At 38.8% G+C, this 14,322-nt stretch carries 8 protein-coding genes; 7 read left to right on the top strand and 1 reads right to left on the bottom strand.

Features of this window, described 5'->3' with window-relative positions:
- Nucleotides 1-3: 3 nt before the first annotated feature.
- Entirely contained in the window at nt 4-1,620 is a 1,617-nt protein-coding gene (bcsE, locus tag KZZ04_RS08430) for a cellulose biosynthesis protein BcsE (protein ID WP_219422396.1), read from the bottom strand.
- Nucleotides 1,621-1,734: 114 nt separating this feature from the next.
- Between bcsE and bcsR the strand changes: the two genes are divergently transcribed.
- The 7 genes from bcsR to KZZ04_RS08395 all read left to right on the top strand — a co-directional run bounded on the left by bcsR (nt 1,735) and on the right by KZZ04_RS08395 (nt 14,247).
- Nucleotides 1,735-1,926 carry a BcsR/BcsP family cellulose biosynthesis protein gene (gene bcsR, locus KZZ04_RS08425; RefSeq protein ID WP_058405069.1) on the top strand — a complete coding sequence of 64 codons (192 nt, stop codon included), beginning with the start codon at nt 1,735-1,737 and terminating at the stop codon, nt 1,924-1,926.
- A gap of 18 nt (nt 1,927-1,944) precedes the next feature.
- The gene (gene bcsQ / locus KZZ04_RS08420) at nt 1,945-2,658 is read left to right on the top strand and encodes a cellulose biosynthesis protein BcsQ (RefSeq protein ID WP_219422394.1); all 714 of its coding nucleotides are present in this window, start codon (nt 1,945-1,947) and stop codon (nt 2,656-2,658) included.
- A 2-nt stretch (nt 2,659-2,660) separates the two neighbouring features.
- Nucleotides 2,661-5,336, top strand: coding sequence for a UDP-forming cellulose synthase catalytic subunit (bcsA, locus tag KZZ04_RS08415; RefSeq protein WP_138527451.1), 2,676 nt, complete (start codon nt 2,661-2,663; stop codon nt 5,334-5,336).
- Complete coding sequence (gene bcsB / locus KZZ04_RS08410) at nt 5,329-7,575, top strand: cellulose biosynthesis cyclic di-GMP-binding regulatory protein BcsB (RefSeq protein ID WP_138527452.1); 2,247 nt, start codon at nt 5,329-5,331, stop codon at nt 7,573-7,575. The genes bcsA and bcsB overlap by 8 nt, the downstream gene beginning before the upstream one ends.
- Nucleotides 7,575-8,705 (top strand): cellulose synthase complex periplasmic endoglucanase BcsZ, encoded by a 1,131-nt coding sequence (gene bcsZ, locus KZZ04_RS08405; protein WP_219422392.1) that lies wholly within the window; start codon nt 7,575-7,577, stop codon nt 8,703-8,705. Before bcsB ends, bcsZ begins: the two co-directional genes overlap by 1 nt.
- Nucleotides 8,696-12,514 carry a cellulose synthase subunit BcsC-related outer membrane protein gene (locus tag KZZ04_RS08400; protein WP_219422389.1) on the top strand — a complete coding sequence of 1,273 codons (3,819 nt, stop codon included), beginning with the start codon at nt 8,696-8,698 and terminating at the stop codon, nt 12,512-12,514. The genes bcsZ and KZZ04_RS08400 overlap by 10 nt, the downstream gene beginning before the upstream one ends.
- A 248-nt stretch (nt 12,515-12,762) precedes the next feature.
- Nucleotides 12,763-14,247: a peptide MFS transporter gene (locus KZZ04_RS08395; protein WP_219422386.1), complete on the top strand. Its 1,485-nt coding sequence runs from the start codon at nt 12,763-12,765 to the stop codon at nt 14,245-14,247.
- Nucleotides 14,248-14,322 lie beyond the last annotated feature (75 nt).

Genomic DNA, 14,322 nt, shown 5'->3' with positions numbered 1-14,322 from the left:
GGGTTAGGCCTTTAATCTCATCGCAAATGATACCGCATCGGGGCGCGCATCATTTGTAAACTCGGGCGTTTCTGATGCCTCTGTAATATTTTTTGACACACTGGGTTCAAATTTATAGCTGTCATTTTCGGTTAACTGCTTAGAATAATCAACAACGGGCTTACCGGCATAAAATCGTCTGAGTTGCTTACACTCTTGCTGTATATGAAAATGGTTTGAAATAACATTTTGCTGCACAAAAAAATCATTGGTTTGTAATTTAAACAAATGTTTAATTGCATTATTTACATCGTTTTCTCTACACGCATGCAAGTACAAATATACTGTGTTATCCGCAAGGCTAAAAACATCTCCTTCACGCTTAATATGGAACAAGTGTAAAGGATGAATCGGATCTATTCGTGGCAGTAACTCAAGCTTAACTAACACACCGCTTACCCCTAAATTAACCGCAGAGTCGCTATGAACTTCAACCTGGCGTGTAAACTCATCAAAAGGGAGATAGCCTTTAGAGAATGTGTTTTCAGTAAACTTTAAAACATGTTCAACAGATGGAGGTAATGGCCTCGAAAATTGAAAGCCTTGAATGGACTGGATCTGAGATAATAACCGCGAAGGCTCAGAAAAACTATACAAAATAAGATTTACGCCTAACGTTAAAAATAAGCATTCATCTTGGTGACGTATTACGCCATCTACATTTTGTATAACTAATTTTAACCAACGACCACAGCTTTTTCTGAGCTCAAAGCACTGTTTACCTAATTGCGCTAAATCAGTGTAGCGAGTAACGGCAAAAACAAGTGTTGCGGCTTTTAATTTTGGGCCTTTATCGAATAATTCATTGTTGTCTTTAGCGGTATAATAGTGTGTGGGTAATTTTGTGCCTATAGGCACCGCACTTTGCACTAACCATACGTCATCTTCATCGGGAAAATGACTGCCGTTTGGCATTTTTTGCTCGTTAATATTAGTCTCTGAAACAGCAAACTGATTGTTTTCAATTGCAAGCTGGAATTGTTTTTCAGCAAACACACCCGTGCTATGCAGCCAGTAATCATAATCTAAAACACGTGTGGCAGAGTCATTATCAACAAAAATTAAGCCATCAAAAATAGTATTTAAGCGCCTCATTAAAAATCGGTAATGTGTGACTTCTGGACCCGATATCAAAAACAACAAGGTCACCCCTGATTTTTTAGCAAACTCACTGTAATCACTCAGAATTACACCTATATTTTCTTCGCTCGTAGCACTGAGTAATTCAGTGTGCAGGTGAATAAACACAAGGGCATTTTTTAAATTTTTATAGGCGCTAATTTCTTTTATTATACCTTTATTTGTGCGCTCTGTTGAGTAGTGTTGGGTTTCAGATGAAAATGAAAACGGGTGAACCTTATTGCGTTTATAAGCGTTGTTAAGTGCAGCCGAATAGGGCGATTCAAAAAATGATTCAACTTCTTGAGAAACAATATAGATATCATTTGAGAGACTTTGGTTAACTGCATGTAAAGCAAGTTCAACAACAAAATTGTCTAAAGGCGCCAAAACAGCATAACTTGAAGCCGATTTTAACTCCTTTGCAGCTGGCTCTAATCCCGGGATGTTAAAGTTATGCACTTAAAAAGTCCTTAAAAAAAATACTTTTTTACTAGTTTTGCCCGCTATTCTATATATAATAGCTAAATATTGTCCACTTTTAATAAAATAAAAATTACGCTTACAAAGGTTGTGATGAACAATTTAGCTACAAAAAGCTCACAAATACTTACATCAAGTGACATAGAAAACCTAGCTCGCCGTTTTGGTGGGAAAAGCGATGACTACATTGAAATTATGAATACACAAAAAAACCAAAAAACAATAAACAAATACGCGCTATTAAAAGAAATTGATGACGCAATAAAAACAACCAACAATAAATAATATAAAGGTAGCATTCCATTGCAACGGATTTTTGTAAAAGGTATTAAAGGAGGAATTGGCAGCACATCGGTCGTTGCTAATCTTGCGTGCGTCTTAAAAAAATCAGATGTAGATGTTATTGCCATAGATTTAGATGCTAAAAGCGACCTTGGGTTGCATTTTGGTTTAAAGTGGACGAGCACTAAAGGCTGGAGTAACGAAAGTAATTTCGAAGATGCACTACTGCACTTTCGTAAAGACAGCGACGGCGTACTTTTTTTACCCTTTGGTGATAATGAGGCAACGTTAGAAGACATAGTCTCAACCATTAATCATTGTAATAAACTAGATTATAAATCATCAAGCTGGTTACTATTTGACTGCCCTGCTCATATTAATATTTCTCACTACCCGTTGGAAGAAGACGACATTGTGATTGAGCTTGTTACCTGCGATGCTATTTGCCATAGCCTTATATATAAACGCCTACAAACGTTAAAAACCGCCAAATCAACTTGGAAGCATTTTTTTGTAGTAAACCGCTACAACTCAGCCTCAGTGTTAGAGTTTGATCTATTTTCTCTTTGGCAATCTACACTGCCATTTATGGCGCCGTTTTTTATCAACAGCGATGAAGTTATTAAAGAAGCCACAGCAAACCGAAATGTTGCACTTAATTGTGCACCATACAGCGTTGCTAATGATGACTTTGAAACACTTGCCGGGTGGCTTGTAAGTAAAGCGGCGTTGTAACAATGAGCTTTTCTCTTTTTTACAAAAGACCCATACACAGTACTCTGTATTTACTACTGAGCATATTGTTTACTGATAAGCTTGTTCGCTATATTTTATTTAAATTTCATAGTTACTTTAATCAACACAAAGTTAATGTAATTGAAGCTTTTTTTATGCCTTTTATTACTTTGTTTAGCTCTTTATTTATAAATATAAGCAAAAACAGAGAGAGCTTTGAATTAACCTTATATAATTATTATCCCCACTTAAGGCTTCCTTACAGGACCTACATATACTCTAATATTGTGCGCTTTATAATTCAGACTATTTTTTTATTGTTTACCGTCAACAAACCTAAAAATAAATCTGTATCAATCAAAAAGCATGCAACAAATTATTTTTATGATTCGGTGAGCTACAGCCTAAGACAACTCCGCTGGTACGATCTTAAATTAGGTCGGTTAATAAGGCGCCTTTTTTCTAAAAACAGCAGCAGGCCTAAAAAGAGTGCTTTTAAAACAATGGCTGACGCTCGAATTTGGCAAAATAAGTTAATTAAGTACATTGTAGTTGCGCTTATATTATTTTTGCTCGCAATCTTTGTAACCATCCCATTTAGCCTTGAAGCGCAAGCCGTTTTTATTAGCTTTATATTACTGGTTGCTTACGCGCTAAAACGCGTAAAAGGTCATATGGCCACCATTATAATGGTCACGCTTTCTGTCACTACATCATCTCGTTACTTATGGTGGCGCTATACCGAAACACTCAACTGGGATGATCCACTCGCATTAACATTAGGTGCAGGTTTATTACTTGCAGAAACATATGCGTGGATGGTGCTTATTTTAGGTTTCTTTCAAACAATTAATCCACTTGAAAGAAAACCCGTAATGCTGCCAAAAAATACTGACTTATGGCCTACGGTAGATATTTACATTCCTACTTACAATGAGCCATTAAGTGTTGTAAGGCCCACTACCCTTGCTGCGTTGAGTATTGATTGGCCGGCAGATAAATTAAACGTATATATTTTAGATGACGGTAAACGCCCTGAATTTGGTGAATTTGCCAAACAAGTGGGTGCAGGTTATTTAACAAGGCCAGATAATAACCATGCAAAAGCGGGTAACATGAATAGTGCCATGCGCTATACCAACGGTGATTACATCGCTATTTTTGACTGTGATCACGTACCTGCTCGATCATTTTTGCAAATGACCATGGGGCAATTTTTAAAAGACAGTAAAGTATGTTTGGTGCAAACACCTCATCACTTTTTCTCAGCAGATCCATTTGAAAGAAACTTAAATAACCACAGTCAAATTCCAAACGAAAACATGCTATTTTACGGGCTTATTCAAGACGGTAACGATATGTGGGATGCCACGTTCTTTTGTGGTTCGTGTGCGGTACTAAAAAGAGAAGCGCTTGACGAAATTGGTGGGTTTGCTTTTGAAACCGTAACTGAGGATGCACACACTGCGCTGAGAATGCAACGCGCAGGTTACAAAACGGCTTACATAAATATTCCACAAGCGGCAGGACTTGCCACTGATAGTTTATCGGCTCATATCGGCCAGCGAATTCGTTGGGCCCGTGGTATGGCGCAAATATTTAGGCTTGATAACCCGCTTTTAGGCAAAGGCTTAAACATACCTCAGCGACTTTGTTACTTAAACGCTATGCTGCATTTCTTATCCGGCATTCCACGCATTGTGTTTTTAACTGCACCTCTGGCACTCATCTACTTTAATGCGTACATTATTTATGCGCCATTTTTAGCTATTTTTATCTATGTTGTACCGACACTTATTCAAATAAAAGCAACCAATTCGCGAATACAAGGTAAGTATCGCTATTCGTTTTGGGGCGAAGTTTACGAATCTGTGCTTGCTTGGTACATATTAAAGCCAACAACGGTTGCTTTATTTAACCCAAACAAGGGTAAATTTAACGTTACCGAAAAAGGCGGCTTAAACGACGAAGAGCATTATGACTGGGGAATCTCTAAGCCCTACCTTGTTTTACTCGCCATTAATTTATTAGGCATGTTGGTAGGTATTTTACGCCTGTTTTTTGGCGACCCTACACAGGTTGGTGTGTTGCTAATTAGTATGGGGTGGGCGCTTTATAACATTATTATTTTAGGGGCCGCCGTTGCGGTAGCTGCAGAAGCACGCCAAGTTAGGCACTCTCACCGTATTAAAGCAAACTTTCCAGCGGGCGTTCGTTTAGCAAATGGACATACGCTAAAAGTAAAAATTACAGATTACTCAGACAACGGCGTGGGTATAGAAACCGACCATGCGCATTCTTGTCGCGTAAACGATAAAATAGAATTATTAATGAGCCGTGGTAATAAGCAGTTTTCCTTCACTACCCATGTTTGTAACACTCGGGGTAACCAAATTGGCTTGACCATTAAAGATTTGTCTCTTGAAAAACAGCGCGCGTTTATACAATGTACATTTTCACGAGCAGATGCGTGGCTTGACTGGCAAAATAACTTTAGACATGATCGCCCATCTTACAGTTTTAAAGAAGTGCAGAAAACGAGCCTTAGAGGCTTTAGTAACCTGCTTTTCCATGCGCCAAGAGCGCTTCAACCTACTATTCAGTTCATAACTAATATAGTTATGTACGTAAACTCATTTACCCCAAAAAGACCAATAGTGCATAATAATTATGATTAAAAAGTTGCTAAATACACTCCTAACATTGTCACTTATTTGTAGTGTGCATATTGCACACGCGGTTGAGCCATTACAAAATAAATCAATGTTTATTAATGGCTATCCTGAAAGTGCTCAGGTATCGAGTTTACGTTTAGAGTTTGAAGCTTTAGGTTTTACTGGCTTTAAGCTCAACGGGGTAAATAACAATTCCCGCGTCGACTTCACAAACCGAATTGATAAATTAAGCACTAATTTAAAGCTGAATTTTTCGTATACAAACTCGCCTTCGTTAATCGCAAATGTATCGCATTTAAAAGTTTACTTTAATGATAATTTAGTGACTGTTTTGCCCATTAATGAGCAGCTAAGTATTGTGAAAAACACAGTGCAACATAGCCTCGACCTAAACGCTAAATATATCCAAGATTACAACCAAGTACGCTTTGAGTTAGTTGGTTATTATGACCTTCGTTGTCAAGATTATTTCAGCCGCACCATTTGGACTGAAATTAATAGGTCAAGCAACATTATGCTCGACCAAAAGCAGCTTGCTATTGATAGTCGTTTAGAATACCTTCCTGAACCGTTTTTTGATGAAAAAGATTACAATAAACTTAACCTACCATTTGTATTTGCTAAAACACCCAACACCCAAGCAATTGAAGCAGCAGCAACGCTATCAAGCTGGTTTGGCGCACAAGCAGACTGGCGCGGCTTTAATTTTCCAGTAACGCTAAATAAAGCACCAAACAAACATAGCGTGGTGTTTATTACTAATGATTCGAAACCTGATTTTTTAAAAGATTACCCAGATGTTGAAAAACCAACGATTGAAATCATTTCAAATCCATTTAATCGTTATTACAAGCTGCTGCTAATATTGGGTCGTGATGAGGCTGATTTAAAAACTGCGGTGACGGGTCTTGCATTTGGCCACAAAGTAATGACAGGCAGAAGTGCAAGCATTGAAGCCATTGATCAATTACCGCTGCGTAAAGCATATGATGCTCCGCGCTGGCTTAGAAGCGATCGCCCTGTGCATTTTGACGAACTTATTGACTACCCTACGCAATTACAGGCGCAAGGCCTTAATAATGGCCCTGTAAAACTAAATATTCGTTTTGCACCTGATTTGTTTACATGGCGTGAAAGAGGGATACCTATTACCCTACAATATCGTAGCACTCCAGAATCGGAAGCTATCGACTCTCGTTTAAATATGTTAATAAACCAAGAATTCATAAGCGGCTTTTTGTTAGACGAAAACAACGATTTATTACAAACAACACAAGCATTACTGCCGCTAGTAGGCAACACCGATACAACCCAAAGCACTGAAGGGTTTTCTGTGAACGGGATTAATTTAGCGAACAGAAATGAACTTAACTTTGATTTTAGATTTGGGGTCCTCAAAAAAGGGGAATGTGCTGTTGCACCTCCTGGCGGTGAATTTGGTGTTATTGATGGCGACTCAAGTATTGATGTAAGCGGTTTTGACCATTACATTGCTCTGCCAGACTTAAATGTATTTGCTAATAGTGGATTCCCATTTACCAAATACGCTGATTTACAGCAAACTCTTGTATTAATTGATAACAACCCAACACCTAGTGCACTTACCGTTTTGTTTAATTTAACTGGCGAATTTGGTGCAATTACTGGTTACCCGGCTCACAGAATGAGTGTGGCTCATTTAAATGAGGACGCTGATTTAGATGATAAAGACATACTTGTAATCGCAAAACCAAACAGTATTGCTAACGACTTAGACGAAGATGCACAAACAAACATTTTGCTTAATAATAATCAACGAGCAATAAAACAAGCTATTTATAATGGCGCTTATGATGAGCAAACTACCGAAAAAGTAGAAGTAAGCATTAAAAGTAGTGGTGATATGGCTGTAATCACGGGGTTTCAATCACCATTTGATTCAAACCGTTCAATTGTATCGTTAAGTGCGACAACTAATAATGCATTTACTCTGCTTGATGACGCATTGATGAACTCAGAAAAACGTGCCCTAATTAATGGCAGTGCAGCCGTTATTAATTCACAAGGTATTAAAACAATACAGGTAGATGAACAATATTATGTGGGGCATATTCCGGTCCATACTTTAGTGTGGTTCCACTTATCTGATCATCCATTTATATTGGCGTTACTGTCTATATTAACGCTGTTACTGATCTCATTTATTTTATGGCGATTATTACAAGCACTAACTTACAAGCGTTTAGCTGAAGGAGATAAATAATGAAATCACTCGTTAATGTATTTTTTACTGTGATTGCACTATTTGCTTTTAATGCAAACGCAAAAGCTGAACAATGTGGACCATGGCAGTCGTGGCAGGTATTTAAAAATCACTTTGTAAGCCAAGACGGACGTGTTATTGACTTAGGCAGTGAGGGAAGTATCACAACCTCTGAAGGTCAATCATATGCACTATTTTTTGCACTTATCGCCAACGATAAAGCCGCGTTTGACTCTGTTTTAAATTGGACTCAAGAGCACTTATCAGAAGGCGATTTAAGTACTCGTTTACCTGCATGGAAATGGGGCCTAAATAAAAACCGTGTAGGGGGTATTTTAGACTCAAACCCTGCGTCTGATTCTGATTTATGGATTGCATACAGCTTATCGCAAGCCGCTATTTTATGGGACGAGCGTCGCTATAGTATTTTAGCCGCTGTGCTTGCTCAGCGTATAATCAGAGAAGAAACAGCTTATATAACAGGCCTTGGTTTATCTTTATTGCCGGCACCTGCAGGCTTTGAGTTTGATAATGAGCGTTATAAGCTAAACCCTAGCTACTCGCCGCTATTTATTTATCAACAATTTAAAAAGCTTTACCCACATTCACCATGGCATCAACTTCATGAAGGCTCAGCAAAGCTTATTTTAGATACTGCTAAGCAAGGCGTAAGCCCTGATTGGGTTATGTTTGATTCAAACCGTGGATTTTACTTTGACAAAAAAACCACTGACATAGGCAACTATAACGCTATTCGAGTTTACCTTTGGGCCAGTATGATGGCAAACGACGCACCTTATAAACAAGAGCTGCTTACTCAATTTGCACCATTTATAGAGTCGATTAAAGAACGTGGCTATGTTCCTCTAAATACATATTCTCAATCAGGTAAATCTGATAAACGAGGCCCATTAGGATTTAACGCTGCATTACTCCCTTTATTAGCTGAGCAAGGTAACGATGAGTTAGTAATGGCTATTCAACAAAAATTGATGATTGATAAATCTTTTACACAAACACGTTATTACGACAGTGTATTAAATTTATTTGGTGAAAGTGCTGTAAATAAGCGCTTTAAAATCACGGCTGATGGAACGCTACAACCTACTTGGAGCACTGAATGTCGTTAAGGTTAGCCTTAGCTTGTACATTAGCACTAAGCGCTAGTTTAAACGCCAAAACCATAAATGACATTGATACACAATCTGTTGATTGGTTATTAAGTCAAATTAGTATTGGCGAAGCACAACAAAACAAAAAGCTAGTTGAAGACAGCCTGCAAAAGTTGGTTGCTATTGCCCCTTCTCGAATAGAAACACAATGTGCTTTGGCCCATTATGACTTTACAAATGGCAATGTAAATCAAGCAAACTTACTATTAAGCAAGCTTGATAACCAACTAATGCAACAAACACCTTGCGTAAAAAAACTCAAGGTGATGTCTCGTATACAAGGGCAAGATAAGGCTAGCGTTCAAGAGGCCAAGTTACTTGCTCGTGCTGGCAGGTATGAACAAGCACGTCAGATTTATAATAAAATTTTTAATAATATTTATCCGACCTTAAATTTTGAACTTGAGCATCTAAGCTGGTATGCCCAAGACACCGGCCAATGGCAAGGCGTTAAAAATAGATATAAGCAACTACTAAAGCGCTATGACAATATTGGCCAGGTAGAAGTTGCTTATGCAAGGCACTTACTCAGACGTAACCCACGTGATAAAACAGCTATGCGTATTTTGGGGAAGTATGGCTCAACATCTGGTTTTAGTGATGAAGTAGAAGGTATTTGGCTATCTGCATTAAGAAACATGCCGATAAACAGTAATACAGATAAACAGTTTCAGCAGTATTTTACGCTCTACCCTTTCAGTAACAAGGGTGAATTACAGTACCAAGATTTTAAAAAGCAATTAAAAGCACGACGAAAGTTGTTAGCCGATCCTGCTTATCAGCTTTGGTTAAAAGGTGAAAAGTTCCTTGAACAAGGAAAACTAAAATCAGCAGAGCCACACCTTTTAAACGCATTAAAAGGCCGCCCTACTGACGGTGCTATTATGAATAGCTTAGGCATACTTTATCTTCAACTAGGTGAAAATGGTAAAGCCTACAATTACTTTACACGTGCACAAAAATACACTGCCGACTTTGCAGAGCGAAATACCCTCAAAAGCATGGCCAAAACGGCTAAGTTTTGGTTTTATATTCGCCAAGCAAGAGACGCTATAGACAGCAGTGAATTTAGAGTTGCCAAATTAAAACTCGATTTAGCCGCCGCATTAGAAGAAGAACCGAACACTGTGTTAGCAAATCGTGGCACCTTACAATTTGCCCAAGGGTTATATTCACAGGCAGCACTTACCTATCAAGTTGTGCTTAAAAGCGAACCTTTAAACGAAGGCGCCCTATTTGGCTTATTTGAGATTGCAGAACTTGAGCAAAGTGAAAAAACCCTGACATCTTTTTTTAATCGACTTTCTTTTTCACAAAAAGAAATTTTAAGAGCGTCATATTTAAGTTCAATAAGTAGCGTGTATAGGGCTAAGGCAACAAAGCTTACCGAAGCAGGTGAATTAGAAGAGGCTGAAAAAATATTAAAAGAGGCTATTCAAGCAACACCTGAAGAGCCTTGGTTATATTACGACTTAGCATTTATATACCAACAAAAAGGGCTCACCGACAAAGCTCGCTCATTATTTAATAATGTATTGTGGCAATTTCCGCTAAATTCACAGCTTAGGTATAGCCATGCACTATTTTTGCGCGCGTTAGACGATTATCAAGGCGCGCTTGCTACACTTAAGTATATTCCTTTTAAATCTCGCGACGCTGATATTGTATCTCTTGAACAACAGTTGCAACTTAATGAGTCTTTAGCACAAAGCGAGCGTTTTATTAATTCTCAAAATAAAGCGGCAGCTATTTATCACTTAAGTGCGTTAGAGGCGCAAAATTTAACACCAGCAATGAAAGCTGAATTAGCACGAAGCTGGTTTAGCATAGATGAACAAAATCATGCCTTAAAACTAATGCGCAACGCGTTAGTTGAAGACCCCTCATTATCTGCCTATTGGCATATGTTATACGGCGAATGGCTTTTAGCACAAGACAATAAAGCACCAACTGTTGATTGGTTTAATCGTTATAGGCTTCCTGAAAATGCCTCTGAGAGTGAAATAAATCAGTTCGTGCAATTACAAAATGCTTATTATTCAGAGTATTTTAATGGCAGTGACCTTATTGCCAAGCTAAATCAGCTTGATCAAAAATACCCCAGCTCACCGGCTACAACGACTGCGCTAATAAATGCAAATTTAGCACTTGATCAAAACCAATCAGCCATTATTTTGTATGAACAAAAAGTAAAAAATAATCAGCTAATTGAACCCCAAGCTTTAATAGCAATATCTAAAGCCTACAGAGCACTTGGGGATGATTTCCAAGCGAAAGAAGTCACACAATTCGCCATTGAACAAAGCACAACGCAAGAAAGTTATTTTCAGCGTCAAATTATGGAATCGTTAAACGATTTTAACTACGCAGGTGATGCCCTTTACTTAGCTGAACAACTTATTCAAAAAGCACCTAATGATTTAGAGCTTCGTTATTTAGGCGCGCAAGTTGCTGCTAATTTTAATGAAACAGAGCAAGCACAAACGTGGTACGCACAAACGCTTTCACCTAATCGTCAACTAAATGAAAAAGAACTCTACGCATCACTTTCGCGCATTAATGAGAACGACCAGTGGTATATAAATGGTGCTAAACGAGAAATACTTAATCAGCAAAACAAAAACCAAGCCTACATTGCTGTTGGTGTTAATTTTAGTGGACAAGTAAGCACTGAAAGTGAAGCCACATTGGGCGCTGGTTTAGTCCCTATTGAAGCGTACTTTCCGCTTTGGCAAGGGCAAGGTTTTGTAAAAATAGACCCAACAAGCATTAGCGCTCAAACAACACGATTTGACGAACAATTTGCTGGTAGCCGATACGGACAAGGCGCTTTGTGTATATTTAACTGTGGTATTGATGAAGTAAGTCCTGAGCAAGATGGCGTTGATATTGGCATTGGTTGGCAAAACGAAAACTGGCGCGTAGATATTGGTACAACACCACTGGGCTTTTTAATCGAAGACATTGTATGGGGTGTTAATTACTCGGACGACTTTGGTGACTTTGGTTATAGCCTTGAGTTAGAAAAACGACCAGTAACTAGCTCAGTACTTGCCTATGCAGGTCTTGAAGACGTTAATACTGGTAAAATTTGGGGTGGTGTTCGTTCAACAGGTTTAACCGCTAATGTTTCCCACGATTTAGGCGGCGATTGGGGGTTTTGGTCTAGTGCTGACTTTACATTATATAAAGGTCAAAACGTAAAAGATAACCAACGCTACCGCTTGATGGGCGGCACCTATTATCGTGTAATAAGCAATCAAGAACGCGAATTTACAGTCGGTGCAAGTTTATTGCATTGGGCGTATAAGTTTAATTTAAGTGAGGAAACGTGGGGGCATGGCGGCTACTATAGCCCTCAAAACTATATTGGGTTATCGGTTCCCTTAACTTACGATGCACGTTGGGGTGATGACTTTGTGTACCGCGTAAAAACGGGCGTGTCGTATTCGCAAACTAAAACGCAAGCCATCGACTTTTTCCCTAATGATCCTGACCTTCAAGCAGAAGCCTTTACGCGCCAACTTGAAACCGGTGTAGACCCTGCCTTTGACTCAGATACCAGTGCAGGCGTATCGTACAATTTAGAAGGCAGTTTTGAATACAGAATAACGCCACATTGGTTCTTTGGTGGTTATTTAGCTATTGACCGCTCGGATTTTTACGAACCTAATTTTGGCCAGCTTTATATCCGCTATTACTTCAATCCCGTTTACGGAACACTCGAATTTCCGGGTACACCTATTATCCCTTATGCTGAGTTCTAACTTGGCATAAGGTGATACACCGCTCAGTACTTCCCCTCGCCTTGAGGTATATGTATACTTGAGCGCAATTGTAGCTAGGATAAGGGTGTGTCTCTTACCTTATGGTGTTATAGCCATACAGCAAATCATTATCTTAGCTACAAATAATATACTGATGGTCGAGCACTTTAACCTTATAAACGGGCTAACTTAGCTAAAGCAAAAAATTATAAGGCCATCACAACAATTCTTTAAGTTAGGAAGTAAATATGAGTTCAGCTCCAGATAGTGGCTGGTTTGGCCACCCTAAAGGACTTTCGACATTGTTCTTCACTGAAATGTGGGAACGAATGAGTTATTACGGTATGCGAGCTATGCTCGTATTATTCATGACAGCAAGCTTACAACAAGAAGGCCTTGGCTTTACTGTTGCATCAGCTGCTGCAATTTATGGTTTGTACACAGGTGCGGTATACTTTTTAGGTTTGCCAGGTGGCTGGCTTGCAGATAGATTATTCGGTGGCCAAAAAGCGGTTTGGTACGGCGGTATTATCATTATGTGTGGCCACATTATTTTGGCCGTCCCGCATGAATATTCGTTTTTTGTTGGTTTAATTTTTGTTGCTACAGGTACGGGCTTACTCAAGCCAAATATCAGTGCAATGGTAGGCCAACTATATAGCGATGCTGATGAGCGTCGTGATGGCGGTTACGCTATTTATTACATGGGTATCAACATGGGTTCTTTAATAGGTTACTACGTATGTGGTTACTTTATGGAGAACGTAGGCTGGCACTGGGCATTTGGTGCAGCAGCTGTTGGTATGGCCATTGGTTTAGTGCAATACAAAATTACACTTAATAACTTACCAGAGCACAGCGCTTTACCTGCTAACCCATTAAGCGCTAAAGGCACTTCACGTACATGGGGCGCTATCGCGTTGTTTGTGGCTGTTGTTGCGGGCGTTACCATAGCCGCTATGACGGGTGCCATTACTATAAACCCTTCGGTTGTAGCCGGTTATACAGCTGTTGCATTTACTATTATATTCTTTGTGTACTTTGGTCTTATTTATTTTAAAGGCAAATTAACTGGCGAAGAAAAACAAAGAATGTGGGCACTATTTTTAGTGTGTGTTGCGTCTGCGTGTTTTTGGTCTGGTTTTGAACAAGCCGGTTCTTCATTAAACCTATTTGCTCGTGATTACACCGACCGACTTATTGGTACTTTTGAAATTCCAACTACGTGGTTTCAATCTTTAAATTCACTATTTATTATTGTTTTATCGCCATTTTTTGCTGCGCTTTGGATAAACCTATCTAAAAAAATGATATCGCCTACTTACAGCGTAAAATGTGCATTTGGCTTGATCATCATGGCCTCAGGCTTTTTAGTCATGTTTATGGCAGCACATTATGCAGCTGAGGGCTTAAAAGTAGCGCCTTACTGGTTGGTTACTACGTACTTTTTACACACAGTGGGTGAGCTTTGTTTAAGCCCTGTTGCATTAAGTGCAGTAAGCAAGTTATCGCCTCGTCGCTATACGGGTCAAATGATGGGTGTGTTTGTTTTAACTTACTCTATTGGTAACATTATCGCAGGTTTACTTGCTGGTAACTTTGATCCAAATAACGTTCAAGAAATTCCTACCCTATACTTACAAATTGCATTATTTAGCATTGGTGTAGGTATTGTTTTAGTGCTTATGAGCTTTAAAGCGAAAATATGGGAAAAACAAGGATTAGAAACCTAATTCGGTTAATCCTTTTGTACTAATAATTATTTACTGCATATTCTAAATGTAGTAACAAATAAAAAATGCCCCCAT

It is taken from the genome of Pseudoalteromonas sp. CR1, assembly GCF_019392235.1.
Taxonomy (GTDB): Bacteria; Pseudomonadota; Gammaproteobacteria; order Enterobacterales; family Alteromonadaceae; genus Pseudoalteromonas.
Note: the sequence above shows the minus strand (reverse complement) of the source record. Positions and strands in the feature narration are given on the sequence as shown.